Annotated in this window: 32 protein-coding genes; 2 read left to right on the top strand and 30 right to left on the bottom strand. The window is 62.6% G+C overall.

Translation table 11 applies throughout. The features are described 5' to 3' along the window. Positions 1-73: 73 nt before the first annotated feature. The 5 genes from JM93_RS07765 to JM93_RS07745 form a co-directional block, all read right to left on the bottom strand. Positions 74-1,552 (bottom strand): hypothetical protein, encoded by a 1,479-nt coding sequence (locus JM93_RS07765; protein ID WP_196220720.1) that lies wholly within the window; start codon positions 1,550-1,552, stop codon positions 74-76. A gap of 226 nt (positions 1,553-1,778) precedes the next feature. Next, positions 1,779-2,222, bottom strand: a complete 444-nt coding sequence (locus JM93_RS07760; protein WP_145341992.1) for an RT0821/Lpp0805 family surface protein — start codon at positions 2,220-2,222, stop codon at positions 1,779-1,781. 193 nt (positions 2,223-2,415) lie between these two features. Beyond that, the gene (locus JM93_RS07755; protein WP_155197553.1) at positions 2,416-3,837 is read right to left on the bottom strand and encodes an ATP-binding protein; all 1,422 of its coding nucleotides are present in this window, start codon (positions 3,835-3,837) and stop codon (positions 2,416-2,418) included. Beyond that, on the bottom strand, positions 3,827-4,495 hold the full coding sequence (locus JM93_RS07750) for a response regulator transcription factor (RefSeq protein WP_145341990.1): 669 nt from the start codon (positions 4,493-4,495) through the stop codon (positions 3,827-3,829). The genes JM93_RS07755 and JM93_RS07750 overlap by 11 nt, the downstream gene beginning before the upstream one ends. 12 nt (positions 4,496-4,507) lie before the next feature. Next, a complete protein-coding gene (locus JM93_RS07745) occupies positions 4,508-4,762 on the bottom strand; it encodes a PepSY domain-containing protein (protein ID WP_145341988.1) in 255 nt (84 codons plus the stop codon). Positions 4,763-4,920: 158 nt separating this feature from the next. On the opposite strand from JM93_RS07745, the gene JM93_RS07740 reads away from it, so the two are divergent. Continuing rightward, complete coding sequence (locus JM93_RS07740; protein ID WP_208995018.1) at positions 4,921-5,652, top strand: DUF1194 domain-containing protein; 732 nt, start codon at positions 4,921-4,923, stop codon at positions 5,650-5,652. A 48-nt stretch (positions 5,653-5,700) separates the two neighbouring features. Here the strand turns inward: JM93_RS07740 and JM93_RS07735 are convergent, their stop codons facing one another. The 10 genes from JM93_RS07735 to JM93_RS07690 form a co-directional block, all read right to left on the bottom strand. Next, positions 5,701-6,396 carry a helix-turn-helix transcriptional regulator gene (locus tag JM93_RS07735; RefSeq protein WP_145341986.1) on the bottom strand — a complete coding sequence of 232 codons (696 nt, stop codon included), beginning with the start codon at positions 6,394-6,396 and terminating at the stop codon, positions 5,701-5,703. A gap of 13 nt (positions 6,397-6,409) precedes the next feature. Next, positions 6,410-6,784: a VOC family protein gene (locus JM93_RS07730; protein WP_145341985.1), complete on the bottom strand. Its 375-nt coding sequence runs from the start codon at positions 6,782-6,784 to the stop codon at positions 6,410-6,412. Positions 6,785-6,876: 92 nt separating this feature from the next. Further along, positions 6,877-7,077 (bottom strand): hypothetical protein, encoded by a 201-nt coding sequence (locus tag JM93_RS07725; RefSeq protein ID WP_145341983.1) that lies wholly within the window; start codon positions 7,075-7,077, stop codon positions 6,877-6,879. A 46-nt stretch (positions 7,078-7,123) separates the two neighbouring features. Next, on the bottom strand, positions 7,124-7,996 hold the full coding sequence (locus JM93_RS22100) for a glycoside hydrolase family protein (RefSeq protein WP_145341981.1): 873 nt from the start codon (positions 7,994-7,996) through the stop codon (positions 7,124-7,126). Positions 7,997-8,097: 101 nt separating this feature from the next. After that, positions 8,098-8,835 (bottom strand): DUF2793 domain-containing protein, encoded by a 738-nt coding sequence (locus JM93_RS07715; RefSeq protein ID WP_145341978.1) that lies wholly within the window; start codon positions 8,833-8,835, stop codon positions 8,098-8,100. Next, positions 8,825-12,712 (bottom strand): baseplate multidomain protein megatron, encoded by a 3,888-nt coding sequence (locus JM93_RS07710; protein WP_145341976.1) that lies wholly within the window; start codon positions 12,710-12,712, stop codon positions 8,825-8,827. Before JM93_RS07710 ends, JM93_RS07715 begins: the two co-directional genes overlap by 11 nt. Further along, positions 12,700-13,182, bottom strand: coding sequence for an NlpC/P60 family protein (locus JM93_RS07705; RefSeq protein ID WP_145341974.1), 483 nt, complete (start codon positions 13,180-13,182; stop codon positions 12,700-12,702). Before JM93_RS07705 ends, JM93_RS07710 begins: the two co-directional genes overlap by 13 nt. Then, positions 13,163-14,053: a DUF2163 domain-containing protein gene (locus tag JM93_RS07700; protein ID WP_145341972.1), complete on the bottom strand. Its 891-nt coding sequence runs from the start codon at positions 14,051-14,053 to the stop codon at positions 13,163-13,165. Before JM93_RS07700 ends, JM93_RS07705 begins: the two co-directional genes overlap by 20 nt. A 240-nt stretch (positions 14,054-14,293) precedes the next feature. Next, a complete protein-coding gene (locus JM93_RS07695; protein WP_145341970.1) occupies positions 14,294-14,803 on the bottom strand; it encodes a hypothetical protein in 510 nt (169 codons plus the stop codon). A 72-nt stretch (positions 14,804-14,875) separates the two neighbouring features. Then, a complete protein-coding gene (locus tag JM93_RS07690; RefSeq protein WP_145341968.1) occupies positions 14,876-15,514 on the bottom strand; it encodes a DUF2460 domain-containing protein in 639 nt (212 codons plus the stop codon). 100 nt (positions 15,515-15,614) lie between these two features. Here JM93_RS07690 and JM93_RS07685 point away from each other — a divergent pair, with 100 nt between their 5' ends. Then, on the top strand, positions 15,615-15,869 hold the full coding sequence (locus tag JM93_RS07685; RefSeq protein ID WP_145341967.1) for an HP1242/YdcH family protein: 255 nt from the start codon (positions 15,615-15,617) through the stop codon (positions 15,867-15,869). 22 nt (positions 15,870-15,891) lie between these two features. Here JM93_RS07685 and JM93_RS07680 read toward each other — a convergent pair whose 3' ends face one another. The 15 genes from JM93_RS07680 to JM93_RS07615 all read right to left on the bottom strand — a co-directional run bounded on the left by JM93_RS07680 (position 15,892) and on the right by JM93_RS07615 (position 25,750). Then, positions 15,892-16,473, bottom strand: coding sequence for a phage tail tape measure protein (locus tag JM93_RS07680; protein WP_145341965.1), 582 nt, complete (start codon positions 16,471-16,473; stop codon positions 15,892-15,894). Further along, positions 16,466-16,690, bottom strand: coding sequence for a phage tail assembly chaperone (locus tag JM93_RS07675; RefSeq protein ID WP_145341963.1), 225 nt, complete (start codon positions 16,688-16,690; stop codon positions 16,466-16,468). The genes JM93_RS07680 and JM93_RS07675 overlap by 8 nt, the downstream gene beginning before the upstream one ends. Continuing rightward, on the bottom strand, positions 16,687-17,091 hold the full coding sequence (locus JM93_RS07670) for a gene transfer agent family protein (RefSeq protein ID WP_145341960.1): 405 nt from the start codon (positions 17,089-17,091) through the stop codon (positions 16,687-16,689). Before JM93_RS07670 ends, JM93_RS07675 begins: the two co-directional genes overlap by 4 nt. A gap of 10 nt (positions 17,092-17,101) precedes the next feature. After that, a complete protein-coding gene (locus JM93_RS07665; protein ID WP_145341958.1) occupies positions 17,102-17,515 on the bottom strand; it encodes a phage major tail protein, TP901-1 family in 414 nt (137 codons plus the stop codon). Between the two features lie 18 nt (positions 17,516-17,533). After that, a complete protein-coding gene (locus JM93_RS07660) occupies positions 17,534-17,950 on the bottom strand; it encodes a DUF3168 domain-containing protein (protein ID WP_170230581.1) in 417 nt (138 codons plus the stop codon). Next, on the bottom strand, positions 17,947-18,246 hold the full coding sequence (locus JM93_RS07655; protein WP_170230579.1) for a head-tail adaptor protein: 300 nt from the start codon (positions 18,244-18,246) through the stop codon (positions 17,947-17,949). The genes JM93_RS07660 and JM93_RS07655 overlap by 4 nt, the downstream gene beginning before the upstream one ends. Before the next feature lie 17 nt (positions 18,247-18,263). Beyond that, positions 18,264-18,833, bottom strand: coding sequence for a head-tail connector protein (locus JM93_RS07650; protein WP_145341952.1), 570 nt, complete (start codon positions 18,831-18,833; stop codon positions 18,264-18,266). Positions 18,834-19,113: 280 nt separating this feature from the next. After that, a complete protein-coding gene (locus tag JM93_RS07645; RefSeq protein ID WP_145342598.1) occupies positions 19,114-20,370 on the bottom strand; it encodes a phage major capsid protein in 1,257 nt (418 codons plus the stop codon). A 131-nt stretch (positions 20,371-20,501) separates the two neighbouring features. Further along, the gene (locus tag JM93_RS07640) at positions 20,502-20,966 is read right to left on the bottom strand and encodes an HK97 family phage prohead protease (RefSeq protein ID WP_145342596.1); all 465 of its coding nucleotides are present in this window, start codon (positions 20,964-20,966) and stop codon (positions 20,502-20,504) included. Positions 20,967-21,025: 59 nt separating this feature from the next. Continuing rightward, entirely contained in the window at positions 21,026-21,199 is a 174-nt protein-coding gene (locus JM93_RS21690; RefSeq protein ID WP_155197551.1) for a hypothetical protein, read from the bottom strand. Between the two features lie 48 nt (positions 21,200-21,247). Next, complete coding sequence (locus JM93_RS07635) at positions 21,248-21,496, bottom strand: hypothetical protein (protein WP_145341950.1); 249 nt, start codon at positions 21,494-21,496, stop codon at positions 21,248-21,250. After that, positions 21,489-22,727 carry a phage portal protein gene (locus JM93_RS07630; protein WP_145341948.1) on the bottom strand — a complete coding sequence of 413 codons (1,239 nt, stop codon included), beginning with the start codon at positions 22,725-22,727 and terminating at the stop codon, positions 21,489-21,491. Before JM93_RS07630 ends, JM93_RS07635 begins: the two co-directional genes overlap by 8 nt. 142 nt (positions 22,728-22,869) lie before the next feature. After that, complete coding sequence (locus tag JM93_RS07625; protein WP_145342594.1) at positions 22,870-24,210, bottom strand: DNA-packaging protein; 1,341 nt, start codon at positions 24,208-24,210, stop codon at positions 22,870-22,872. Beyond that, positions 24,140-24,637, bottom strand: coding sequence for a hypothetical protein (locus JM93_RS07620; RefSeq protein WP_145341946.1), 498 nt, complete (start codon positions 24,635-24,637; stop codon positions 24,140-24,142). The genes JM93_RS07625 and JM93_RS07620 overlap by 71 nt, the downstream gene beginning before the upstream one ends. A gap of 429 nt (positions 24,638-25,066) precedes the next feature. Then, positions 25,067-25,750, bottom strand: a complete 684-nt coding sequence (locus tag JM93_RS07615) for a hypothetical protein (protein ID WP_145341944.1) — start codon at positions 25,748-25,750, stop codon at positions 25,067-25,069. Positions 25,751-25,877 lie beyond the last annotated feature (127 nt).

Raw genomic sequence — 25,877 nt, 5'->3', positions numbered from 1 at the left:
AACGCCGAATGCAAGATCAGGTTTATGTGACCAGCGGTCGCGCCATTCGAGCGCGCGTCATTTTGTCAGGTTATCAGGCAGAAATCCGGCGGACATGCGGGGGCAAACCCCGCCCTTTTGCTGGTTTTGGCGGCTCTGGCTGCTGCTCTTTGGCAAGCTTTGCGCTTTGCCTGCGCCGGCGAAGCTGCGCCGCATATTCCGGGCCGTAATAAATCTCGCAGAGCATCACCGCGACATCGACCGCAGCAAATTGTGCATCAAGCTGAGGACCATTGACTTTGGCGATGTCGGAAAACAGGCCTCGTGTCACGATTTCGAGTGTTTGTTCAACCGTTTGCCGGGTGCGTTTTCCAATATCATTGACCGCAAGCGTCTGTGTGGCATTGCGCGCCAAGACGACAACCTTAACCGCCCGCACGGCATCATCTACCGCGCGCTGATCAAGTTCCACCTCGCCAGTCGGCAGAACCTTGGGCACCTGAAGCGCACGGCGCACCGCCCCGTGCGCGCCGCGCAACTCCTGTTCCACCACCTCGGATATACTGCGTTTCGTGGTCGACAGCCGGCCGCGCCAATTGGCTGCGGAAGACATGTCCATGTCCCGCTCCACCCCCTGTACAAGCCGGTGAAACTCTGACAGCGCCTGGGAAAATGCGACCGGGTCCGGATTGTGCGAACGGTGTTCAACGGCCAGGATGTTGAGACGTTCGGCTTCGCTCAACACCGCGTCGACAAATGTGGAATATTTCGACGCCTCGATCGCCTTTGCATCGGTGGACTTGGCAAGCCGTCCGGCGAACGCGCACAGCGCAGACGGGCTGGTCGATCGCTCAAGCAGCGCCGAGGCCACAATGGGCAGGTGATCCGGGTAGACCTCGTCGACCTTGTTGACCAGGCCCAAGACGTCCATGTCCCGTTTGAAGCGGTTTTCATTGAGGCTGTCCGGCATCGTGTTGAGCAGCGGCACCAGCCATTTTTCCGCGGCAAAAATTTTATAGAGATCGCGCAATTCGGCCAGGCCACGCTCTCCGCCCATTTCGGCTGCAATCCGGCGCCGGTCCCGGTCGCTGTCAGGCATCTTGTCCAGCGCGGAACCGATCGCGTCGACACTGCGCCGACGGAGACCAATCACCAGATTATCAATCCGCTCGTCGCTCACCGATGGCTTTTCAGCTTCGCCGAGCACCATCTTGATGTCGCCTTGCAGAATGTCGCGGCCCAGCCAGCGCCAGACCCGGCCCAGAATGGGGCGGTAAATCCGGCCTTCCTGGCGTGTGGGAAGCCGTTCATTGATCAAAAACTCATCGAGCGTGGAAAAAAAATGACGCTGCACCTGATTGCGCCGCACCACGCCGTCATGAAGGTCCGGCTCGAGAAAATCCGGCTTCCTGAGCAGTTCGACGGCAACGGCAAGGATAACGTCCGCATGAGGATCCTTGCGGCCGGTTTCCTGCGCTTTTTCCAGCTTTCGGACGAGCGTTTGCACCGCCTGCGGACTGATGTCCTTTAGGTAGTCACGGATTTTCGAAAGGACCAGATCCGTCGGTGTCATTGGCTCAAGTCATTATTACGAATCAGTGCATTAGAATGACAATAACCAGTTAAGGTTTAATCAAATATTGAAACTGGCTTTTTCTGAGGAGCGGAGCGATTCGCTTTCCGCTCAACAGCACGACTGAAGACAAAAAAACCGCAAGGTCCCAGTCTTCCCCAGAGGAATAGTTGTCAACGTCAGTTAAGCAACCAGAGGAACGAACAGCCGTTTTATACACCAGCCGTCAGCTGATGGTTTCCCAGGTGCCATTATCTTCCTGGCAGGCTGTCCCGCGCGCGGTCAGCACCTTGCCATTGAGAACCATCTCATGAGTGAACTCGCGGCATGCGGTCTCGTTGACCTGATAAAGAGGGCCTGGGCGAACCTGGCCGCTTCGGCCGGTCGCATCATTTTGCCAAGCGACGGAAACACCGACACCGCGCGCTCTGAGCGCACGTTTTTGAGCTTCAGCAGCCGCCTTGCGGTCTGATGGCTCAAGGGCCTGGCCCAATTCATTGTCGACAAGAACTGAAATCGCGGTGTTGGCTTCTGCGTCCGAAATTGCTGACCCGGCGGCGCCGAAGGACGAGTTCCAGGCAGGCTGTGGATCGGACGACGCATTCAGTGCGCTGCACCCGGCCAAACCGCCAGCAATCAGAATCAATGGTGCAAAGGCACGCAGTTTCATCGATAACCCCGTAGATGCCTGCCGCAAACCGCTTTGCGTTGCGGCACTTTCAATTCCGTACACAGTCTTTATGGCCGAACTACGCCAACAATTTGTTTACCAGGTCCGTGACGCTGGTCACAGATTACGGCATTGCGATTAAGCAGGAGTGTAGTTTCCCGTAGCTTGCGGAAAAACCAAAGTGAATTTTCGGTCACAAAAGCGGCAACACCAGTCGTGCCTTTAGCCCGCCAAGTTGTGATCGCTCCAAAGCCAGCTCGCCGCCATAAAGCGCGGCAAGGTCTGCGACAATCGACAGGCCCAAGCCTGTTCCCGGTACGGTCTCGTCCAACCGGCGGCCGCGTTTGACCGCCACTTTACGCTCCTCTTCGGAAAGCCCTGGCCCATCGTCCTCGACCAGCACTTCGAAAAGCGCCCGGGCAGAATGGCCGCTTTCGACTTTCTGGACGCTCACCGCCACATGTGTTCCGGCCCATTTGCAGGCGTTGTCGATCAAATTCCCGGCCATCTCTTCAAGGTCCTGCTGCTCGCCGCGGAACTTCAGGCCGTCAGGACAACTGAACGCAATATCGTCAAGCCGGTCGCGATTGATTTTCGCCATCGCGCGAACCAGCCGCGCCAGTGCAGGTTCGACATCCGCCGACACTCCGATCACCCGTCGCTGCGCGGCCATGCGGGCCCGTTCAAGGTGATGCTGAATCTGGGTCGACATCACCTGTGCCTGCTCGGCAACCTTGCTTGCAAACGGCCCTTCCGTTGACCTGGCTTCGTTGGCAATGACGCTCAGGGGCGTTTTCAGGCCATGTGCTAGATTGCCCACATGCGTGCGCGAGCGTTCGACAATCTCCTTGTTTGAAACGATCAGGGCATTCAGCTCCACCGCCAGCGGCGCGAGCTCGCTGGGAAGGTCTTCATCGATCCGATCTGCCTTGCCCTCGCGCACATCGGCAAGTGACGAGCGCAAACGCGCAAGCGGCCGGAGACCGACCTTCACTTGAAGAAAAATGGCTCCAACCAGTCCGATCCAAATCACAACCAAAGTGATCGCGACCGACCGGGAAAACTCGTTCAGTTCCGCGCGGAAGTCTGCGGTCGCCGCCGCCACCGCAATCACGAGCGATTGTCCGTCGACCTCAATCCTGCGCTGAAGCACACGGACTTCCTGATTGGCAGGACCTTCGACAAATGACGCCATGGCGTCCTTTTCGCCAAGGTCCGGCACGTTCAGCGGATCCCCGACCAGCGAGGGGGACGCAAACAGCAAGTCGCTGTCGCCCGTGCGCCGTACGGTCCAGTACCAGCCCGATAGCGGCAGTGAGAAGCGAGGCTCCCCAAGGCTTCGCGGGGTTTGTATGTCCGCAGCCTTGGTCATCTGAAGCTGAGACACGGCATCGGGCAGCATTTCGGCCAGAATCGTTTTCAGGTGCACATCAAGCTGGGCGTCGAATGCGCGCTCGCCTGCCGCGCGGTACAGCGACACCAGAAAAACACCGCCAACCGCAAGCGCCAGTGTCGACCACAGCGCGGCAACCAGCACCAGGCGTCCGGCAAGCGAGCGTTGCCGCCGCACCGGTTGGTCTGGCTGGCCGGCAGCCTCAGCTGTGTCACTGGTCAACGGACGCTCCCAACCGGTAGCCGAGCCCGCGGATGGTCTCGATCATGTCCGAACCGATCTTCTTGCGCAGCCGTCCGACAAACACTTCGACCGTGTTGGAGTCCCGGTCAAAATCTTGATCGTACAAGTGTTCCGTCAATTCGGTGCGGGAGATCACCTTGCCCTGATGGTGCAGCAGATAGGACAGCAGCCGGTATTCATGCGACGTGAGCTTGATCGGCGCTCCGGCGACCGTTACCCGCCCCGCGCGCAAATCCAGCCGCACATCGCCGCAGGTCAAGTCGTTGGAGGCATGCCCGGCCGCCCGGCGCACAAGCGCGCGGACCCGGGCGAGCACTTCTTCCATGTGGAAGGGCTTTGCGACATAGTCGTCGGCGCCCGCGTCAATGCCCGCCACCTTGTCCGACCACCGGTCGCGGGCGGTCAGGATCAGAACCGGCATCGTGCGCCCGTCGCGCCGCCAGTTTTCAAGCACCGACAACCCGTCGAGTTTCGGCAGGCCCAGATCCAGAACCACGGCGTCATAAGGTTCGGTATCGCCCAGAAAGTGTCCCTCTTCGCCGTCGGCGGCCGAATCAACCACATAGCCCGCTTCCTCGAGCGCTGTCGCCAGCTGCCTGTTCAAATCCGCATCGTCTTCTACAACAAGAATACGCATGACAGCCCCCGGTTAATTGCTGGCGTTCACGACCTTGGTCGTGACCTTGCCGTTGACCAAAACCGACAGACGGTAGACATAGCGCCCGCCTTCCAGGCACAGCTGTGCTTTCACGATCTCTCCACCGGCCTGGCCTTGTACGGAACCCAGCGACCTGGCCTGGCCGCTTGCAACCGCCTGGCGCGCCTCGGCTTGCGACAGACAGGCCGCATGCGCTGGCACGGTCAGGATGAGAGCAAAAATCAGCGTGGAAATAAAATGTTTCACTTGGTGCTTCCAGGCAGGTGTGGACGTCATGCTGCATGACTAGCAATCCATCGCTGAACGCGACATGAACGTGACACGCGGGATGCCCTTTATTGAGCTGTCATGCAATCACCGCTACCCTCTGCCGTGAAGAAAACTCCGTCAAGGTGGCTTGGGGCATGCTGACAGGCTTTTGCGCAGGGATCGGACGGACGCTGACAACCCGGTATGGCGGCGGCTTGTTTTTCGGAGCGGCAATGTATGCGACCGTCGCCACAGCCTCCGCCTGCTCCCTTTCCCTCACTGTCGCCATGGACGGCTCTGCAAGTGTCGATCCGCAGGAACATGCGTTGCAGCTGGGCGGTCTCGCAAATGCGCTCAAAGATCCGGAAGTGGTTGATGCGATCGAACTGGTTGGCGGGATCTGGTTTTCCAGCTTCGAGTGGAGCGGCCGCACCCAGCAGGCGCTTCAACTTGACTGGACTTTTATCGAAGATCAGGCCGGTGCGGACGCCGCCTCGGCCCGGTTGTTCAAGAGCCCGCGGCTGTTCGGGCAAAGCACCACCGCCCTTGGAGAAGCGCTGGTTTTTGGGGTCGATCTCTTGAATGCCGCTCCGGAATACTGCTTGCGACGGGTGATAGACCTGGCAGGAGACGGCGTCAGCAACGAAGGGCTGGGTCCTGACGCCGTGCATGGTTTGCTGGATCAGGAGCAGATCATCGTGAATGGGCTGGTGATTGCCGGCAGCGTGCCGAACCCGATCGGGTACTACCGGACACGCGTGATCCGCGGCCCGGGCGCGTTTTTGGAGATTGCGGACGGTTTTTCAGACTATGAGCGTGCCATGAAGCGCAAGCTCATCAAGGAGATCACAGCCGGCAATTTTTCGCGCCTGGGCACTCCGCAGTAGCCGCCGGGAAACCAAAAACCGGCACGGCCCGCTGCCTGGACCGCGCGCTTACGGCCCGTGATAGCCGCTTTCTTCCATCAGCCGGTAGAAATCCTTCAAGGTCTTGCCCGGTTCCGGACGGAATGTGCCTTCCAGCATGTCCATGCGCGAGATGCGGTCGAGCCGGAACATGCGGAACGCCTCGCGCAGCTCGCACCAGGCGACCAGCGTCCAGACCTTGCCCCAAAACCATAGGCCCAACGGGCGGATCGTGCGTTCCGACGGTTTCGCCGCGCCATCCTTGTAGGTGATGGAGACCCGGATACGCGCATCAGCGGCGGCTTCAAGCTTATCGATCCGCTCGCGCACCTCCTCGGTCATTTCCGGGGCTATAGCGTGCACTTCGATTTGTGTGCTGCGGGCGCGGACAGACTTCGGCAGCACGGCGTCAATCTTTATTAGGGCTTCTTCTGCGGCCCGGGCCATCCCTGCCCCGCCCCAGGCCCGGATCAGACGCGCCCCGGCGACCAGGGCAACGATTTCATCGCGCGAGAACATCAGCGGCGGAAGGTCGTAGCCATCGCGCATGATATAGCCGACCCCGGCAGCGCCATCGATCGGCACGCCCGAGGCCTGGAGATCCGCTATGTCGCGATAGATTGTCCGCTCGGAGACTTCCAGCCAGTCTCCGAGCTGCTTTGCGCGCACAAGTCGGCCGCCGCGAAGATACTGCACAATTTGGAACAAACGGTCGGCGCGTCTCATGAGCCATGGTCGCTTAACTGGAAAACAGACTGATGGAGTTTCCATCCGGGTCGAGACAATACATGAAACGGCCCGCCGGAATAGAGATGGCGTCCGTGACAACCTCGCCGCCTGCAGCTTTCAAACGTTCGGCGGTTTCCTCCAGACTGTCGGGACAGGCCAGATGAATGGTCGGGCCGGAGCCTTTGGCAGGAGGGGTGCCGGGGTAAAGGTGCCCGCCGACGCCGTTTGACTCCTGCGTTGGAAACAGTGCGATCGGATTTGGCCCCATTTCGCGATCTACTTTCAATTCTGTTTTAAAAACAGTGTTGTAAAAGAAGACCGCCTTGTCGAAGTCGGTGACAGGCAGCTCCATCCAGACATTGAAATCCTTGGGTATGAAGGTCATCGTTTTGGCCCTTTGAATCTATGTGACAAGACCAAGATACCCGGCCCCTCCTGACAGCCTTCTGTCAGGAGGGGTATACGCAGTTTTCCGTATCAGTGACGCCATCCGGCTGGACTGTCGGTCATATGGCGCAGCACGAGGTTCGCCGCCCCAAGGCCGACCACCACCAGGCCCGCGATCCCGTCGGGCAAGATCTGATGCCAATTGACACCGGCCAAATGCGCCAGCACCTCGCCAAGGCCCATCAGCCCCAAAACACTGCCATTTAGGACAGCCGTTTTCCATCCGCGCATGCACGGTCTCCTTTTTGATTCTGCTTGTGATGAAGGCGAAAACCCGTCAGGCAGACAGGGCTTTCAAGAGCCGCCCCCGGTAAGCCCAGCACAGGGCAACCGCGACGCCAATCGCGACCACACCGGCAGCTGCGGCGGCGACGAAGCCTGCCGGGTGTTTTTGCCAGAAAAGACCCAGCGCCGTGGCCGCAGACGACAGAACGGTCAGCGCGGCGGACTTGCGCTTGTCCGCTGCCCGCTCAAGCGCAGCCATTGTGGCCGGGCCGGGTTCGCCATCGACGAGAAGCGGCGGATTGGCGCGCTGAAACGCCCGGACCGCCGCCCGCGTCCGCTTGCCGAGCAGGCCGTCGATCGGGCCGGGTTTGAACCCGAGCCGTGCAAGCACTGTCTGGATCCGGCGGGTTTCCGCGTTCGGCGTCCAGCGCCAGGGCGATGCGAGACCGTAGTCGCCCGTCTTGAGCAGGTGCGCTTCTTCGCGCCGTCGGCGCACAAGGCCTGGCAAGCGCCGGCCCGCCGCTGTTGTCCCGGTTTTGGCCAAAAGTCCGGCGGCGCTTTTTTTGTCGCCCCCCATCAACGCCCGCGCCCAGCGCCAGGAGAGCGCCCGTGCCCCCAGATTGTAGACAACCGAAACACATGCATCGAAAACAGGTTGCGACACACCTGGCAGCACACCTGCCACCGGAGGCGCATATTCCTCGTCGATCAGTTTCAACAGCACCTTGTTGGCGTCTTCGCGGCTGATCCGGTCGCCCGGAACAAGGCTCCGGCCATGGCGCGCGCGCCAGAATGCGGCAAACAGGCGGCTGCGCATGGTGAAGCCGTAGCCAATGGTCAAAACGCCGGCGGGATCGAGATAGGCCCGGGACACGAAGCCCTCATGCGCGGCGATAAATGCAAGGCCCCGTTCGCTGATTTTCATGGATTGCCTCCGGCTTGGGGAATGATTTCGGGTTGGAAGCACAGGATCTTTTTCATAAAGGACGCTGGGGTGTTCCGCCCGTGATCCGGCAAGGGCGCGCGTCAGGGCGCAGCGGGTGCTTCGGGCAGAAAACAGTGCACGGCGAGGCGCACAGTGCCGCCTGTGAAGCTGCCGCCATTGGCGGTCAGCCGTATGGCTGCCGGGCTGTAAAATGCTGTCGGGCCGATGACGCCAAGATTGCTCGACCCGGCGGCGCTGCCGAGTGAACCACCGAATTTTGCTGGCTCTCCGTCAATGCCGCAATCATAGGAAACTGCGCCGGTCACGGTGTCGACCGTGCGGCTGGAGACGCACAACACGATTGCCCGGCTTGGGATGATGGCAGCCGTCTCGCCAAAGGCTCCGCTCAGGCCGGAAAGTTCAGCGTCGATCACCTTGTGCCAGCTTTTGGCGCCGAAGGCCGATTGCGCAAGCAGACTGTCCGCGCCCGCCTCCCCGGCAGCGCCGCCCAGGGTTTGCCATGCCCCGCCGCTATAGACACGCTGCAGCCCGAGCTGGCTGTCAAAAACGGTCAAACCGTCAAAGGGGGCGATGAAGACCCAGGCCGCGTTTTGAAAAACGGCCACATGATCAGCCCGGGCCGACCACCCGCCCGACGGACTGGACGACACAAGATAGGCTGTTCCCTCCTGCGGCGTGGCGGGCGGATCCGCACGGGTGGCGAGAATGCTGGCATTCATCGCGGCATCCAGGCGCATCAGCGCTTCATTGTGGGTGACATGTTTTTGCGCCTGCGCGGCTGCAATCAGCGGCAGGTTTAGTCTGGGACTAACCGACATGGAGTGTTTGTCTCCTCAAGGTTCCGCGCCCGGCGGTCTGCGAAAGCTGGCAGACCGCAACGGACAGGCTGGTGACCGGGCCGCCGAAATCGGCATGTTCATCGGCTGCCGGATAAAGCGCGGAGGGGGTACCGGTGCTCAAGGTGCGTTTGGTCACGCCGCCGCCGTCCAAAATATCCAGTTCATAGGCCTCGCGCTCCTCGCCGAGTGGAACGTCCATCCCCTCCCAGCTGTCGGAAGCGGAGCGGGTCTGCCGGATCCAGCTCACCTCGATCCCACTTGCTGTCCGGCGGGCCTTCAGGTGAACAGGGGCAAACGGCACCCGCCCCCGCCCGCTTGCGGTATGGGTCAAGGCCACGGCAGCCGGGTCATTCAACGCTGCGCCTTGCGGCAGTATGCGGTAATTCAGGGCAAGTCCGATCTGATCGGGCAACAAAGGAACGGAAGGGACCCGGTCAGGATCCAGCAGCACCACATCAGATCCCGCCGCCGCCCCGGTCCGCATCTCGTCTTCCGTGCCGCGCTGGCCGCGCAGCAAACCTGACAGACGGTAGCGGCGCGGTGCCACGAGTTCAGCCTGGATAAATTGCAGGATCTCAAAGCCGCCGCTTGAGCTGCGCACCGCAAGCGCATTGCGGCCGGACAGCACCTCGGTTTTGCTCCTGCTTTGCAGATGCCCGCCGAAAAGCTCGACCTCCACCACGGATCCTTCATCGACCACCCAAAGCGGGCCAGCCCCCAAAGGTGCAGCAAGACGCCCCATAACCGCAGGCCCCTGAACAGACATAAGCGGCTCAAAACCGGTCTCGCCCGGGGCGCGGAGCACGGACAGGGTGCCAGGCCAAGGATCGGCGAAAGCAGCTAGCCGCAGACCGTGGCCCGGATCATCGCCCGCCAAAATGGGCAGATCCAGAAAAAGGGCATGTGCGGCGCCGACACCGCCGCCCGGAAACGGCCGGGACGGTGTGGCGGGTGCGGGCCTGGCAGGCGGTCTGGGATGGGCCAGACGCGCCGCCTCAATCCGCCGGCTTCCGGCCGTTTCAATCGCCTCGATGCGGACCTTGACCGGCGGTTCGTAGGCCTTGCCCGGTTCGCCAAGCAGAGTGACCACATCGCCCGGCTCAAACCGGGCCGCCTCCGGTCCCAGGCGAAACTCCACCCGCTCGCGCTCCGACCACAGCGCATGCAGACGCCGGTCCGCCGCTTGTTGCAGAACATCCATGGCTGCCGCAGCCGGCAGATCTCGGGTCTCCACCTGACGGCTGCCGCCTTCCAGACGGCGGGAGGCCGCAATCCGCCGGCGGTAATCCGAGACGGATTCCTCAGCCGATAGCCGCATTTCAGAGGTCAATTCATTGGCCTGCGCCCTCGTTTTCGAAAGCAGCGGCGCATCTCCGTCACGCGCCAGCGCGCACGGCAGAATGCCGGCACGCGAAGCGCTGCGTCTTCCCGTAATGAGGATCTGCGTGCCCCTGTCGTGGGAAAGGCCGCCGAAAGCATCGATCAGCGGCTCAAGCGCCTGACGGGCCGAAGACGGCCCGGTCACGACAAAGCCTTCAATCAGGCCCTCCAGCCCGGAGGCCGCGCAGTCTTGCGGGCTGATTTCGAAATCCGCCAGAACCGCATTGACGATGGCGTCGAGGCTGGCCGCGCCAAGCCGGCCTGTCAGCCAATGGCCCAGTTGCCAATTGGCACCGTCGGCCCACACGCCGGTATAGGCCGGAAAAGCCGGATACGGCCGCGCATCCCAGGACCAAAGGAAGATGCCGCCGGGCGCCACCATCGGCCCTCCATAGACCGGTGACACCGGATTGTCGCCGATGCCCAACCGCGGGTGCAGATCATCCCACCAGCTGAGCGAGGCCTCCAATGCGCGCCGCTGGATCAGGTCATCGCGCGTCCCATCCGAGAAATGCGGCACCGCGCTTTCCGACGACTTCGGATCAACAAACACATTTGGCTGGTTTGTGCCCTTGTCGACGGCGGGAAAGCCAAGCTCCGTGAACCAGATCGGCTTGGCCTGCGGCTGATAGGGCGTGGGACTGGAAAGCTCCTGACCGCCACTGCGTTCCACATGCGGATTGGCCCACCAGTTTTTCAGATCCTTGGCGCGGTAGACCCACGGCTTTCCATAGGCGCCGTCCGTGATCGGCGCCCGAAGCCCGGCCTGCCGGTCCGCATCGCTGGCATAGTACCAGTCGGCATATTCGCCGCCGGTGACGCCTGAGCGCAGCAACTCCAAATCATAAACCGCAGACGGCTCGTCCGCGCTGCCGCCGGGTGTGCCGTTCTCGCGCATATCGGTCAGCGGCAGGTAGTTGTCGATGCCGATGAAATCGATATGCGGCGATGCCCAGAGCGGGTCGAGCGGAAAGCGCAGCTCGTCTGCCGACATCTGGTGGGCGCCATACTCGGACCAGTCCGCCGCATAAGACAGCGCAACCGCCGGCCCCAGGACGGCGCGCGCATCGGCGGCAAGCTCCACCAGCTTCGCGACAAACGGATAGCTGCCGTCCGGAGCACGCGAGCGGGTCAGTCCGCGCAGTTCCGATCCGATGAGAAAAGCGTCAACACCGCCCGCGGCCTTTGCAAGATGCGCCAGATGCAGGATATGCCGGCGGTAACGCCATTCCGCGGGACCCGAATAGGCAACAGTTCCATCTTGGACAGAGAATGCGGCAGCTGTGACAGTGCCGAAGAAGCTGTTTGCATCGGCTGTTGCGTCCGCCCCGCCTTCAATGCGCCCGCGCCAGGGGTAAGGCGGCTGCGTTCCGGTGCCGGATGGGGCGGGCAAGTCTGCGTCCGGCGGTATGTCCATCAGAAGGAACGGATAGAGCATCACCTTCAGGCCGCGCGCCTTCAAATCCTTGATGGCAGCAATCACCGTGTCGTCCGACGGCGTTCCGCCCAGCGCCGGCCGCCCGTCAATCCGGCTGACCGCCAGCGCAACAGCGCGCGTTGCCCCGCAGACCGACCAAACGGCGCCGCTTGTGGTTTTCTCAAGCACCTCCACTTTGGGCCGGATGGAGCAGACCCCGGCGCGCAAATCATCTCCGAACCAGGAAATCACCAGCGCCACGCTCTCAAGGTTCGGACACAGCGCTGTCAGTTCATCGAGTGACGCTGCCCAGTCCGATGCGGTGCCGGGCACATGCCGGTTCACTGTGCGGGTGACCCCGGGCCGCTCGGTTTCGCGCACCTCATCCGGGGCATAGACAAACTCGCCGGCCCCGGGAATGAGCGTCACCGCCCGGATCTGCTCTTCCAGCGGCTCCACGGGCCGGATGACTTCAAAGGAGAGCTGCGGCAGGCGGTTGCCGAAATGTTCCAGCGCCATGCGTTCGAACACCACATAGGCCGTACCGCGATAGGCGGGTGCCGGGCTTTGAAACGCTGCGATCAACGGGTCCGGTGCCTGGGTTTCGGTGCCGCTGTAAATGCGCAGGTTGATTCCGCTGGTGTCCAGCGGCTTGCCATCGGCCCAGATCCGGCCCACCCGCGCAATCGACCCTTCGCACAACGCAACCGCGAAGTTGGCAAAGTAACTGTAGGACCGCACCGTGACCGAACTGCCGCCTGCCTTGCCGCCCTGGCTGTCTTCCGAGACCACTTCCTCGAAATTGGTCGCCCAGATCACCTGGCCGGACAAGCGCGCCCGGCCATAGACCCTCGGCAAGGAGACCCCTTCATTGGAGGCCTGGACGGACAGGTCCGCAATGCGGCCGGTCTCCACTGTGCGGGAGGCGCCGAACAGGGCCTGATCCAGCGCGCCGCCCGCCAGCGCACCGGCCGCCTTGCCCAAAAGGCTGCCGGCGCCGCCAAGCCCAAGGGCGCCGCCTAGCGCCTGTCCGGCTGCGGTCAGGATCAAGGTTGCCATGAGGGCACCTCCGGAAAAGAAAACGCAGCGGCGATGCGCCTGCGCCAGGCGGAAGCCAGAGGACTTTGCACCACGCCGACGCGCTCATATGCGTGAACAAGGCGGTTGCCCGGCGCCAGTATTCCGGCATGTTTGGCCCGAGCGCCCGCCCGCCAGCGGAACACCAACACATCCCCCGGCAGGGCCTTGGTCGGGTCCTGTTCCACAAGCCATCGGCGCCCGGCAGCCAGCAGCGTTTCCGCGCCGGCTGCTTCTGCCCAGTCTGCCGAATAGGCGGGAAGGCTTTGCGGTTCGGGTCCGATCAACGCCCGCCAGATCCCGCGGACAAGCCCCAGACAGTCACAGCCCGCCCCCTTGCAGCTTGCCTGATGACGGTAAGGCGTGCCGAGCCAGGTTTCGGCTTCCCGAAGGACCTCCCGGCGAAGCGGCCCGGCAGCCGCAATGTATTGTTCAAACACGGGCGCCGCCATCGTTTTCCCCGGTGTTGCGGTTGGGATAGGACAGGACAAAATCGGTACCCGGCATGTGGGGGAAACCGCGAAAGTTCTCCGTGTTCGCAAACTTGGCGGCACAGGTTTCCAACCGCTTGTCGCAGCCTGCAGAGACCGTCACGCGTGTGCCATCGGCCAGCGCCGCGGGCAGGGTCTGCCACAACAGGATTTCGGCGCTGCCCTCCTCCGCCCTGTGATCGGCGATTTCGCTCGCAAAGCCCGACAGGCCACCGTCAAGAATGCGCAACCGGCCACCGGCAAACCAGCGCGTTGCGAAAGCGTCCAGCCCGGACAGGCGCAGCGTTTCAAGATCCGAGCCAGGCTGCACCAGAGCCTCAGCTGTATAGGCAGCAGACCCCAGCCCGACACCGCAGCGCGGATCACCAAGATCCGCATCGCATGTTCTTGAAAACACCCGCCCTGCCTTGGCTTCCAGCAAATGCGCAAGACCGCGCAATTCGGCGCGGAAGGCATTGCCTTCGCGCACCACTTCACCCAGCTTGGCACGCCGTTCCAGCAGAACCTGCGACGGGTCGGCCCAGTTGACCAGATAGGTTCGGATTTCGGCCCCGTCCCAGAAGCCGGCTTCCAGATCCCGCTCCGTAATCGCCGCGCCCGACAGCGCACCGGCCACCTCGCCGCCGCCGGTGGCAAGGCCCGGCCCGCCGGTCATGGCGCTCGCGCCAAGACCGTTTCCCGGTGCGCAGACGATGGTCTCGACGGTGACCGCCCGGTCATGATCGGTGAACCCGAACGTGCTGCCGTCCCGCTGCTCCAGGATCCAGCAGGCACACAAGGTCGTCACCCGGCCGGCCAAATGGGCCGCCAGGGGCGCGGAAATCTGTTTCATGTCTTAAAGACCGCCCCAAAAAAAACCCGGCAGAGTGCCGGGTTTATTGAAATCGTTATGAGGTAATCTAAGCAGCTTTTAGACGTTCAACGCGAGCACTGGAGGGAAACATCGGAGTGCTTCGCAACTTCGCTAGATCCACTTTTGACAATGCATATATAACAGCATACGTCATTGCTTTATCATGATCTTTTTTAACCATATGAATGCTCCTCACTTTATCATTATGCCCAATGGTTATTATTTCGTTATGTAGAGCCATGCGCCGGCCATGCGAACATCTTTGTACACGTCGGCATTATCAAGACCTACGCCCAGAGCTTGGAAAAACGAGCGCTCAATAGGGCTTCGTAAGTGAAATTTTACGTGGTCTGCCTTCAAATCTCCCTCGTCGGAGATCTCCATGACCCCAACAAGCGTTTTTATGAGCACCTGTCCATAGTCATTGTCGCTGATGTCACCAAAATCATGGAGCGGTGCAACTGTCAAGTTACGAACTCGTAAGACTGGTCCGTCATAACCTGGAATCGCCGCCGTATTAACTTGGCATACGTTTAAAAACTGACTGTCGGATTTCAAAGAAAACACACCGGCCTTTGGCTCTGGGTTTATGACCAATTTTTCAAGAACCGGAAGCGTAGCTGTCGCATAGTCATCTATATCTTCTGCAAAACGATCGCATTGAGCCGCCCAGTCAGCTTTGAATTCTGCCCAGCTATGACTTTGGTTATCAATTTGAACAAATGGCATTGTAGCTCCGCCAAGTAATAAACCTTTGAACACTTTACTGCAGCACGCACAAAAAACAACCACCAGTAGAATTCAGTCCAGACGAATCTCGATCAGCGGGATCGAGGCGATATCGCCGGCCTCGAAATGGGTCAGGCTGAGGTCCAGCCGGTCGGTGTCGAAGCGGACCGGCACATCGAACAGGAACCCGGCCGTCACCGTTTGCCCCGCAGGCGGGGGCTCTGAGAACACAAGCGCGCCCGTCGCCGGATCGGCGGAGAAACCGGCACCGTTGATCTGTTCGCTGCCGCCAACGGCCGCCTTGAGGCTGGCCGCCTCCGGCAGCCGGATCGCCCGGGTATAGGCATTCGGTCCCGCACCATAGGTCTTCACCAGAGTGAAACGTGTGGTCGCACCATCCCCGGTGCCGATCGTCTGATCAAAAGCTGTGGGCGGGCCGCCATGGACCGCCGATGAATGATCGAACGGATCGCGGAACCGGAACCCGGACAAGCGCCCGCGCGCCTTTTCGAACAGGCTCAACACGTCCCGCAGATCGTTCAAGGAGCGGATGCCGGTTGCCGCGTCATAGCGGCGGCGGCTGTCGGCCCAGCGGGCATTGCGCGCTTCGTGGCCGGTTGCCAGATCGACGATTTCGGTACGCCGTTCCGGTCCGCCCAGCGCGCCGAACGCCACGGCAGCCGGAAAGCGCTCATCCAAAAACGCTGTCATGTGCTCACTTCTCCAAAACGAAGTTGACCGGGATTGATCTGGCTCAAGGTGTGCACGTGGTCACATCGCCATGGTGCGCTCAGAAAAGGAGGCAACAACCATGAGCCATGTACCCCACGAACTGCACGAAGAGTTTCCGGACAAAACGGAGGCGCTGCACAGCTTGAAGCTGAACGATGCGCATTTCGCCAAGCTCTCCGACGAGTACCACGTCGTGAACAAGGAGATTCACCGGATCGAAAGCGAGATCGAACCTGCTTCCGACGAAGCGCTGGAAGATCTCAAGAAGAAACGGCTTCACCTGAAAGACCAGATTGCCGCCATGCTGGCCGCGCTGGAAAACACCGGCTCCTGAGCCCCTCCTTTTCAGGCCGGTGTCAGAGCCCGCGTCGTCCCCGTCCGACGGCGCGGGCCACCATCGCCGAAACCTGAGCTTCCGACCGCCGGAAACTTTCCGCATCCTGCGTCGTCACGTTGATCTGAACCGGTGCGGTGCCCGCGCCGGAACCCATCTTGACGCCAAGACGCCCGTCGGATCCGCGCTGAAGCGGCAACACCGCTTCAGCCCCTGCTTCGCCCATCAGCCCGAGGCCGTCTTGCCCCATACCGAAATAGGTTGGCGCGGCCACAACACCGCCCTTGGCAAACGGTGTCGCGCCGGACAACAGGCCGCTCAGGCTTTTTCCGGCCGTCGTGCCAATGCCTGACACCAGATTGCCCGCAAGCGAACTTGCCAAACCGTCCAGCGGCTTGAGCGCTGAAGCAACCAGACGGTTCGAAACGCTGAGCGCCATTTGCCGGAACACCGCATCCAGCGACTTGCCATCGACAAGTGCGGCCTTCAGCCCAGACGCCAGCGACCGTGAGACCCCTTCCGCCGATTGCCGGATATCGTCCATCTGCCGGGCGAACCGGTCCATGTCCGCAAGCGGCAGATCAACCCCGTCACGTTCATTCATGGCAGCTCCTTGGTGGCTCATCCGGATACGCGCTGACAAGCGCATTGAAATGCGCCCGTGTCATGGGCTGCCCGCTATGTCCGGCACGCGTGCCCAGGCCGAGCGCAGCGCCGATCTCACGCGGGGTCGCCGCCCAAAACGTCTGCGGCGTCCAGCCAAGTCTCACAAAAGCCGCCTGCTGCAGGACCGCCCATGGAAACGGGCGGGCAGCGGTCATGCGGGCACCAGCGATTTGGGGAGGGTCTCGTCCCATCCGGCGCTCTCCCGAGGGGCCTGCGAATTAGGGTCCTCACCTGCATCTTCCGGCTCCGGGTCGCCAAAGGTCACGCGGATAAGATCGGCAACGATCGCCGCAAATCCGGCAACGCCTGCGGGGGCGGTCATGTCCGCCACCTGTTGATCGGTGACCGCGTTGCCCGCGCCCCGCAGCCCCGCGCCCAGCACCTTGATCATGTCGCGGGCCGACAGCCGGCCGGAGCCGAAACGGTCGACGAGGGCATTCAGATCCTCGCAGGCAAAGGCGCTTTCCAGTTCGGCAAGGGCGCCGAGGGTGAGCACGAGCGTCCAGCGGCGCCCGTCGAGCATGGCGGATATCTCTCCGCGTAACCGGTTGGCCATTCAGGTCTCCTCAGATTGCGGTAAAACTCAGGGCGCCGGCCGATTCCAGCGCCAGTTCGAATGTCATTTCGCCGTCGTGCCGGCCGGCATATTCCAGCGCCGTGACCTGAAACAGTCCGTCCAGCTGGCCGAAATCCGGAATCACCACCTGCCAGGGCCGGATGCTGCCGTCGAAGAACAGCTGCCGGACGGCGGCGTCGCTGGCGGCATCCCGGAACAGGCCGGACCCGGACAGGCTGGCCGAGCGGCTGGCCGCCCCCTCCAGGAGCTCCCGCCAGCGGCCGGGACTGTCGGCGGTCGTCACATCCACCGTGCCGGCACTGAGCGCGATGCGCCGGGCACGCAGGCCGGCAACACTCAAAAAACTGCCGGATTGCGCGGCATCCAGTTTCAAAAGCAGGTCACGCCCGCGTTGTGCGCCCATGGCTGAGGTTCCTTCGGTTCAAGTCAAAGGTTCGGTGACGGCGCGCAAAATGCACTCGGCCTGAAAGCCGCGCCCGTCCCGCATGGCCCTGGAGACAACCGCGCCGATAGTCAGATTGACCAGCCTGTGGCCATCGATCGGCACCGGTCCATGGATCAGCACATCGGCTGCCCGCCCCGCGGCTTCCGCTGCCTGATCCCGGTTTGGATTGCGCGAAAAAACACTCAGCCGAAGCCCGTGCTCCAGCCCCTCCTCCGCCAGCGCCAGAAGCGGCTTGCTGTCGACCAGCTGCAGCAGCAGGTAGGGAAAGCTCTGCCCCCGCGGAGCCTGATCGAACAGGCGCCCGCCGCCCAGAATCCCGGCCAGTGTGGCATCCCCCGCAAGGCAGGCGAACAGACCTTTGCGCAGGGCCCCTTGTGCGCTTTGGAGACTCAAGTTGCCTCCTCCTCGGCGGCACACCGAAGCTCGCGGTAGCGGCCATCGGGATCGTTGACCGACAACAGCCGGAAGATACGCGTGCCGGAAACAAGCTTCCAGCCGCCTTTTAGTCCCGCGCGGTAGCGTAGCCGGATGTCGTGGGTCGCAACGCCGTCCAGATGCCCTGCGACCGGTGCCTCGCCCTGGCTTTTGAGGGCAACAGCCGCGAAATCCGCCCCGGCTTCGGCATAGGTCAGGCTGGCCGTACCATCCGCCTCCACACTGTGCACCGGCCGCAGAAGGACAACAGGCACATTCAACCGCCCGGCCCTCATAACAGCGGCACCCGGTTCGCCATCACCAGCCGGTCAAAGCCATAGGGGACATTCGCAAAATCTTGCTCTGAAGCGGCCTCCCGGCTTTCAAACCAGTGTGCGGCAAGAAGCTTTACCGCCTGCCGGAGCGGCGCAGGGACGTCGTTGGCAGCAGGACCGTAGCCCGCGGTGAAATCGACCTCGATCCCGGCAAGCTCGGCAGATGGAATTCCTGATCCGAGTGACACCTTCACGCGGGGTGGTTCCGCGCCTCTTTGCAAGGCGTAGTCCGCAGGATCCAGGATCACCGGCGTGCCATCCAGCCGATAGAGCAAGATCTGCTGAATGGCGGAAACCGGCGATAAGTGCAATTGCACAATACGTCCCGGAGGCCAGTCGTCGAGATAAAGCCGCCAGATCTGCGAAATCAGCACCCTCCGGGTGGTTTGCTCGACATGTTCCCGCGCCGCCTTGATCAGCCCGGAGACAACATCGTCTTCGGTTCCGGTTGTCAGCCGCAAATGCGCTTTCATCTCGGCCAGGCTGACCGGCTCGATCGCCGGCGGTGTTACCACATGCGCTGTCATGAGAGTTTCAGCTCCGCTGTTGCCCCAAAAAGAAGCGCCGGATCCACGAAGAGATCCGGCGCCAGTTGGGGAGGATGGAAAGTTGCTGGTGTGCCAGAAGTGAGGGCCGGCGTGGGGTTTCAGGCGTTGGAGTTCCGGGCGTTGGAGTTCCGGGCGTGGGGGGGGCGGCGTGGGGTGGCAGCGCCGGTGCGGACCCACAGCTCCGCTCACCGCGCGTATTGTCCCCGTCGGAACAGGCAGGCCGGACCGCGGACACCCGCCTGTTCCCAAAACCCGTTACCTATGCGGAAAACTCCAGAAGCTTGATCGCGTCAAAATCCTGCACCCCGCCGCCAACGCGTTTGGTGGTGTAGAACAGCACATACGGCTTTGACGAATAGGGATCGCGCAGGATTCGGACGCCCATCCGGTCAACAATCAAATATCCGCGCCTGAAGTCGCCAAAGGCCATCGCCATGGCCCCGGCGGTAATGTCGGGCATGTCCTCAGCTTCGGTGATCGGAAAGTTGAAAAAGGTCGCGGACGCGCCTGCCCCCGCCGGTGGTTGCCAGAGATAATTGCCGTCACCGTCCTTCAGCTTGCGCACGGCGCCTTGCGTGCGCCGGTTCATGACAAAGCGTGCGTTCTGCCGGTAGCCGCTTTTCAGGCTGTAAATCAGATCGATCAGGCAGTCGGCCGGATCCGCGCTTTTGAATGCGCCATTCGCCCCCGTCTTCAGCTTGCCGAGAGATCCCCAGGCCCAGCTTGCTTCGGGCACCTGCGGCACGGACAGGAACCCGGTCGGTTTGTTGACCCCGTCACCGTTGATGAACGCAGCCCCTTCCTGTTCGGCAAAGGCGGTTTCCACCTCCTCGGCCAGCCATTGGTCCATATCGACGGCCGCATCATCCAGCAGCGTCGCTGTTGCGGCCGGCATGGCGTAAAGTTCCATCACCGGAAATGTCAGTTCCTCGAGCGTTGGTGCGCCGGTTTTCGGCCGGGCGGCCGCCTCTCCGACCCAGCCGGTGGCCGGGCCTGTGCGGGCATAGGGCTTTTTGTAGGCCGTGGAAGAGACCTGCCGGTTTCCCGCTATCGCGCGGATCGGCGAAGCCAGGGACAAGCGGCGCAGGATTTCGGTTTCCGTGTGATCGGGCACCAGATGGCCGCCATCCGGCCCGGAACCTGCCGACATGTCCTTCAGTTCCAGCCGCTCCAGCTGGTGCTCGCGGCCCGAGCGCAAATAGGTCTCGAATGCGGCCTTGCGCTCGAGGTCCCGCGGCGTGCCGCCGGGCCGGGATTGACCGGCCTGCGCCGGGCGCCGGCTTTTGAGCGTCAGTTCATCAAGCCGCCGCTGGGTCGCGTCCAGCGCATGGTCGAGCCGGTCAAGCTTGTCCAGGGTGACGACATCGGCACTTCCGCGGCTTTCGATTTCCGCAAGGCGGGCATCATTGACCGCACGATAGGCCTCGAACGCCTGAAAAAACGCATCGAAACTGCGCGCGACTTCCGCACCGTCCCCCGTTTGTTGAGCAGGCTGCGCTGGTGCCGCTGCGGGCATGGCGCTTGCTGCCGGGAAACCGGCTTTGGTTTCAAACGCCTGGCCCTGATCGCCTGGACGCTGATCCTCTGGTATCTGATAGTCCGGGATTTGAAACGCAACGCTGTCAAAGTCTTTCTGCTGGTCCGTGGTCATGCCGGTCTCCTTGAAGTGTTCGTCAGCCCGCCCGAAGGCGGGGCCAGAAGCTGTGCCCGTGCGCCGTTCACCTGCGGAAAGGTGACCAGCGAGATTTCCCAAAGGTCGATGTCAATCAGCTGCCGTCCGGCGCGGTCGCGCTGCGCTCTGCGGGCCTTGAACCCGATCGACAGGCCGGACAGGTCTCCCGTGCCGATCAGAACCGCGGCCTCACGGGCGCGGGCGACACCCAGGTTCAAACGCCCCAGAACCTGCAAGCCCCTGCGGTCTTCACACAGGCCGGTCCACATGCCGATCGGTTCGCACGGATCATGCTGCCACAGCATGGGCAGCGGGGTCTGGCGGGCAAGGCTGCGTGCGAACGCACCCGGCCGCACGATGTCGCCGGCCCCATCACGGTGACCGAACAGGCTGGCATATCCGCGCACCCAGGCGGTCGTCCATGCCGGCTCACGGGCCATCTCCGGGGCCATCTCCCGGGCCTGGGTCTGGCCAGGGGGCGGCAAAGCGCTGCGCCCTGTCATCGGCTTGCCTGCTTGCGCAAGGTTTCAACCTCGTGGGAAAAGTCTCGGAAAACGTTCTGGTACGGGTCCCTCTCCCGGGCATCGTGCTGAGCGCCCGACAAGGCGCTGAACACGCGCCGTTGCAGCCACACCGGCAGATGCCGCCGCAGCCCGTCAAAAGTCCGGAGCATTTTTAAAGATCCTTGCTGAAGAATATTGTTTGAAGTGCCTAGGCCACTTTAAGAGCGGCGGTTTTGCAGAGTCGGATCAGAGACTTGGCCATCACTGCTCAAGTGTGAACGAAAGACGTTCAAACGCCGATTCAAGCGGGCGATCTCCTCGACAAAATCCGAAAACCGGCGGTTGGAATGGCTGAGTTCACGTACCAGCGCGAGGGTCAGCACCGATGCGCAGACGGCCCACAGGAACAGCGCCAGATGAGCCAGATCGCCACGTTCGATGACGGAGCGGGCAATATCCTCAGTCATCGGCGGGGTCCTTGTCCAAGGGCGGTTGTGCGTGCCCGTCCTGCCGGGCGCCGTAGCCGACAGCGGCCCGCTTTTCGTCGTCGTCAAGGTAGTTTGCCGCCCCGACCCGGCGCCATAGCGCCTCGCGTTCGGGCGCCAGCGCCTCGATCGCATCAAGGTCCGGCTCCAGTGTCAGCGCCTGCCCGTATGCGGGCGAAAGCCAGGCGGTCAGGCTGGCGCTGACGCGCCGGACCAGGGGCAGCACCGCATTGCGCCAGAACGCGCGGTTGGCTTCCTGATAATTCGCATAGGTGTTGTCGCCGGGGATCGCGAGCAGCATCGGCGGAACCCCAAAGGCCAGCGCGATCTCGCGCGCGGCCTGGTTCTTGGCCTCGATGAAATCCATGTCCTTCGGCGTCAGGCCCATTGGCTTCCAGTCGAGCCCGCCTTCCAGCAACAGCGGCCGGCCGGCATTGCGCGCGCCTTGATACCCGGCCTCCAACTCGTCCTTCAGCCGGTCGAACTGGTCGCCCGACAGATTGACCGCATCGCCCGCCCCGTAGATCAGCGCGCCGGACGGCCGGGCGGCATTGTCGAGCAGCGCCTTGTTCCAGCTGCCCGCAGCGTTGTGAATGTCGAGGCTCATTTGCGCAGCTTCGATCGGGGCAAAGCCGTAGTGGTCGTTCAGCGGATGAAACAGCTTCAGATGCCGCATTTGTGCAGGGCCGTTTCCGCCCCCCTCCTCCGGCAGCGCCGAAAGACGTATCGACCGCCCGCCAACCGTGTAGTCGAAGGCTTCCGGCCAGCCCTCTGGTCCCGGCACCACCTTGACCCGGTCCGGCCGGAGCGCATGCAATTCGCGCGGCTCCCCATTCAGGCTGACCTGTTCCAGATAGGCGTTTCCGGACGTCAACAGATGACCGTAAAGCCGCTCCAGAAAGTCGGCCTGGGTTTCTTCCGGATTGGGCAGGGCGATCAGCTCCAAAAGCGGATGGGTGGCAAGTTCCTGCGCTCCGTCGAACAGTGTCAGCTGCACGCTGGCCGCTGCCTCCGACACCATGCGCACGGCGCGGTAGACAACCGGGTTCTTGGCAAAGCCCTCGCGGGCCAGCGCAGTATAATTGCGCGGGCTCCACACCGGTTGCGCCTTGCCGTGAAGCGCCAGAAGCGGCCCCACACGCGAGGCTTTGTGCTCTTCTGCCGCAGAGTCACGGCGCGCAAACACTGCATCAAAGGCTTTTCCTAACCGCATGAAACCTCGCGAGTTTTCTGGTTTTCTTGAGAAATTGAGTCAAGCCGCCGCCTGCAACCGGGCGCGGCTGTGACAACCTGTGGCCGAGCAGCCACGGCTGGGTCTCCCGCCACCGCCTTCACATCTGCCGCCTCGATCCGCCTTACAGTCCGCGCACACGCGGCTCTGCCCGTGGCCCCAGCATCAGGTCCGACACCGCCCACACCAGCGCGTCCAGCCGGTCGGGTGAGCGGCCGTTGGTGAGGCCCTTGGGCCCGAAATCCGCCATCTCGTCCTCCAGTTCGGGAAAACGGCCGGCATGGTGGATCCGGCCCTGATCGTACAGCATGGCGACCGGTTCGGCGCGGGAGAACTTGCCGCGTGTCGCCCGCACCATCTTGACCGGCACGGACGGGTCGGCACCGGCGATCACATCGGCCACCATCTCGCCGCCCTGGTTCACTTCGGCGATCAGGCAATCGGCTGAAAGCCCGTGCCACAACCCGGTCGCAACCGCCGCCCAGTCGGCCGGTTTGGCCCGCCTGCGGCTGCGGTCGGCCAGAATGTAGGCCTTTCCGTCCGCGCCGAGCCCGGCGGCGATGATGCCGCACGCGTCCGACTTCGCACCGGAGCTTGCCGGTGGATCGACCGCAATCACGATGCGGCGCAGGGCCTCCGGCGCTCCATCGACCCGGCAGGCCTCCAGCCCCTCGCGGGACCACAGCGCATCCGGCCGGTCCTCGATCAATTCGCCGTCCAGCTCCTGCCGTCCGAGCCGGGTTCCGGCATAGCGGGCAACAATGCGCTCCAGAAAGCCGGGTGCCAGATTGTAGGCATTCGCCCTTGTCGGGGCGTGGGTCACCGCCGTGCCGGGCTGACCCAAAAGCCGCTTGATCAGCGGCACGGGCCGAGGGGTGGTCGTGACCAGTTGCCGGGGCTTTTGCCCAAGGCGCAGTCCGAATTGCAGCATGTCAAATGTCTCCTCGGCATATCGCCATTTCGCCAGTTCATCGCACCAGGCAAGATCGAATTGCGGACCGCGCAGGGCCTCCGGATCTTCGGAGGAAAACCCCTGCGCCACCGCGCCATTGGGCCATTCCAGCCGCCGCCGCGTGGGCGACCAGCTGGGCCGCTGCGCCTTGGGATGGATCGCAAGCAGGCCCGACACGCCCTCGACCATGACCTCGCGGACATCCGCATAGGTCTCACCGATCAGCGCGATGCGGCCCGCCTTCGAAGCGCTGCCATCCGCCGCCGTTGCGCAAGCCCGCACCCACTCGGCGCCGGCCCGCGTCTTGCCCGCCCCGCGCCCGCCCATCAGCATCCACAGGGTCCATGCACCGTCCGGAGGCAGCTGATGGTCATGGGCAAACAGCGGCCATTCATGCAGCAAAAAACTGATTTCGCGCGCCGAAAGCGCTGCCAGCAGTGCCTCAAGCTGGCCCTTGTCCGCGCAGGCGAACAAGGCGCTGCGCAAGGTCTCGGCGGAGCGCTTCGGCGTCATCGTCGTCACTCTGGTCGGCCTCCTTGTCCGCCGCCTCGCGGTCGAGCTCCATCAGCATGGCAAGCGTGCGGGCCAGGCTGGCAAGCGCCTTCACGGTCTTGTCGATGTCGCCAAGCTCCGCCTGGTCCAGAGCCAAGCTTTTCAGCCGCGCTTCCATCTGGTCCATCTGGCCGCTGAAAGCCCGGTAGAGACGCGACACCATCTGCACACGGGACGGGGGACATTCCTCCCCGCCCCGGACAGGGGCGGGCGGCGGCCGTCCCGCTTCCGCCTTTGCCGCTGCTTTCAGGCGGCCTTCGTCCCGCTTGCGGGCCTTTACTTCGGCCCGCTCGGCCTTCACCGCGTCTGCAAGGCACTTGCCGGAAAAGCGCCCCGGCGCTTTCGGCTTCAGGAACGACGTCCCGTCTGACGATTTTTCAGTGTCCACAGCAGCCTCTTGCCTGAAAACAAAAAAGACCGGCCAGGGCCGGTCTGCACATCACCACCGCCCGCTCCGGCAGGCTTTATCCAACAGCAGGGCCAAAGGCAGCAAAACCGCGCCTGCCCCGAAAGCGGCCTGGAGACCGCCAGAAAACGGCCAGAAAACCGCCAGAAAGCGGTCTGGGAACACAACTGAGTGCTCCGGACGTTCCGTCACATCCAAGTTCGGAACGCCCTGCACAGGCCGCGCATACACATGCGGATCCACGCGGCGCCGGCTGCGTGTACTGTCCGTCTGCTGTGTCATGAAGGGCCGGGGCGCGTCACTGGGCCCTAAGGGCAAACACCCCGGCGCCAGCCGCACTTCTTCGACCATGACCAAACCCTAGCAAATCACCGTCACGCTGTCAAGAATATTTTCCTAATAATTTCGCCATCACCCAAAATCCAGCTCGTCCCGCTGGATATTTTCCAAAACATCGCGCACGGAATAGAACTGGTCTCCGGTGGTGGTGACGGCCGTGCTGATCTTGGAAAGGTCCGACAAATCCTGATCGCTGACCACATCCGCATAGGTTTGCCGATCGAGCCCCTGTTCGATCAACCCTTGCTTTAAGAGCTCCTGATCAAACGCCGTCTGGAGCACGTTGCTGATCCCCGGAAAATCATCGCTGTACCAGGAGATGCCGCCGGTCTCACCGTCCTTCGTGACCGGGTTGTTTTCGGTATAATCCGTGTTGTTTTCCTGCGGGACAAGCTGAAACGCGCCCTCATTGATCCGTGCGCCGACCCACCCCGCCGACGGCAAGGACACAAACCCGCCCAGAGATCCCCGGTACCCGCCGGCATAGGTCAACAGCCAGTAGAGATCCTTGCTCAGTCCAAGGACAGTGTAGGAGTTTGTGGCAATGCCCTGACACACCCAGTTGAGCACCTGCGACACGCTGGGCAGGCGCACCCTGGCTGCATCGCAATGCATCAGCGCAACGCGGGTTGTCGGGTCGCTGTTGTAGATGATCAACGGAGCACACGTGGTCATTCCATCGGTGAACAGGCCGTTTTCCTCACCGGTCTTCAACAGTCCCCAACCGCCCTGGGGCACGAAATTCAAAGCGGGCATGACACACCTTTCCAAAAAGAGAGACACGGGTTCTTTTTGCAGGACGTTTGCAGCCGCGCGCGTGTGACGCTGCTGTAGTTGCCGGTGAAAGCAAGTGAAGACACATTTTGCGCGGACTGCTGGCTGG

This window comes from Roseibium hamelinense, assembly GCF_007830545.1.
GTDB classification, from domain to species: Bacteria; Pseudomonadota; Alphaproteobacteria; order Rhizobiales; family Stappiaceae; genus Roseibium; species Roseibium hamelinense.
This window is presented reverse-complemented; position numbering and strand designations above follow the sequence as displayed.

Excerpts from the sequence above, each read along its gene's own strand:
- JM93_RS07765 (WP_196220720.1), bottom strand. The coding sequence starts at position 1,552 with ATGACACCGACGGATCTGGTCCTTTCGAAAATCCGTGACTACCTAAAG.
- JM93_RS07760 (WP_145341992.1), bottom strand. The coding sequence starts at position 2,222 with ATGAAACTGCGTGCCTTTGCACCATTGATTCTGATTGCTGGCGGTTTG.
- JM93_RS07750 (WP_145341990.1), bottom strand. The coding sequence starts at position 4,495 with ATGCGTATTCTTGTTGTAGAAGACGATGCGGATTTGAACAGGCAGCTG.
- JM93_RS07740 (WP_208995018.1), top strand. The coding sequence starts at position 4,921 with ATGCTGACAGGCTTTTGCGCAGGGATCGGACGGACGCTGACAACCCGG.
- JM93_RS07735 (WP_145341986.1), bottom strand. The coding sequence starts at position 6,396 with ATGAGACGCGCCGACCGTTTGTTCCAAATTGTGCAGTATCTTCGCGGC.
- JM93_RS07730 (WP_145341985.1), bottom strand. The coding sequence starts at position 6,784 with ATGACCTTCATACCCAAGGATTTCAATGTCTGGATGGAGCTGCCTGTC.
- JM93_RS07725 (WP_145341983.1), bottom strand. The coding sequence starts at position 7,077 with ATGCGCGGATGGAAAACGGCTGTCCTAAATGGCAGTGTTTTGGGGCTG.
- JM93_RS22100 (WP_145341981.1), bottom strand. The coding sequence starts at position 7,996 with ATGAAAATCAGCGAACGGGGCCTTGCATTTATCGCCGCGCATGAGGGC.
- JM93_RS07715 (WP_145341978.1), bottom strand. The coding sequence starts at position 8,835 with ATGTCGGTTAGTCCCAGACTAAACCTGCCGCTGATTGCAGCCGCGCAG.
- JM93_RS07710 (WP_145341976.1), bottom strand. The coding sequence starts at position 12,712 with ATGGCAACCTTGATCCTGACCGCAGCCGGACAGGCGCTAGGCGGCGCC.
- JM93_RS07705 (WP_145341974.1), bottom strand. The coding sequence starts at position 13,182 with ATGGCGGCGCCCGTGTTTGAACAATACATTGCGGCTGCCGGGCCGCTT.
- JM93_RS07700 (WP_145341972.1), bottom strand. The coding sequence starts at position 14,053 with ATGAAACAGATTTCCGCGCCCCTGGCGGCCCATTTGGCCGGCCGGGTG.
- JM93_RS07695 (WP_145341970.1), bottom strand. The coding sequence starts at position 14,803 with ATGCCATTTGTTCAAATTGATAACCAAAGTCATAGCTGGGCAGAATTC.
- JM93_RS07690 (WP_145341968.1), bottom strand. The coding sequence starts at position 15,514 with ATGACAGCGTTTTTGGATGAGCGCTTTCCGGCTGCCGTGGCGTTCGGC.
- JM93_RS07685 (WP_145341967.1), top strand. The coding sequence starts at position 15,615 with ATGAGCCATGTACCCCACGAACTGCACGAAGAGTTTCCGGACAAAACG.
- JM93_RS07680 (WP_145341965.1), bottom strand. The coding sequence starts at position 16,473 with ATGAATGAACGTGACGGGGTTGATCTGCCGCTTGCGGACATGGACCGG.
- JM93_RS07675 (WP_145341963.1), bottom strand. The coding sequence starts at position 16,690 with ATGACCGCTGCCCGCCCGTTTCCATGGGCGGTCCTGCAGCAGGCGGCT.
- JM93_RS07670 (WP_145341960.1), bottom strand. The coding sequence starts at position 17,091 with ATGGCCAACCGGTTACGCGGAGAGATATCCGCCATGCTCGACGGGCGC.
- JM93_RS07665 (WP_145341958.1), bottom strand. The coding sequence starts at position 17,515 with ATGGGCGCACAACGCGGGCGTGACCTGCTTTTGAAACTGGATGCCGCG.
- JM93_RS07650 (WP_145341952.1), bottom strand. The coding sequence starts at position 18,833 with ATGACAGCGCATGTGGTAACACCGCCGGCGATCGAGCCGGTCAGCCTG.
- JM93_RS07645 (WP_145342598.1), bottom strand. The coding sequence starts at position 20,370 with ATGCCCGCAGCGGCACCAGCGCAGCCTGCTCAACAAACGGGGGACGGT.
- JM93_RS07640 (WP_145342596.1), bottom strand. The coding sequence starts at position 20,966 with ATGGCCCGTGAGCCGGCATGGACGACCGCCTGGGTGCGCGGATATGCC.
- JM93_RS21690 (WP_155197551.1), bottom strand. The coding sequence starts at position 21,199 with ATGCTCCGGACTTTTGACGGGCTGCGGCGGCATCTGCCGGTGTGGCTG.
- JM93_RS07635 (WP_145341950.1), bottom strand. The coding sequence starts at position 21,496 with ATGACTGAGGATATTGCCCGCTCCGTCATCGAACGTGGCGATCTGGCT.
- JM93_RS07630 (WP_145341948.1), bottom strand. The coding sequence starts at position 22,727 with ATGCGGTTAGGAAAAGCCTTTGATGCAGTGTTTGCGCGCCGTGACTCT.
- JM93_RS07625 (WP_145342594.1), bottom strand. The coding sequence starts at position 24,210 with ATGACGCCGAAGCGCTCCGCCGAGACCTTGCGCAGCGCCTTGTTCGCC.
- JM93_RS07615 (WP_145341944.1), bottom strand. The coding sequence starts at position 25,750 with ATGCCCGCTTTGAATTTCGTGCCCCAGGGCGGTTGGGGACTGTTGAAG.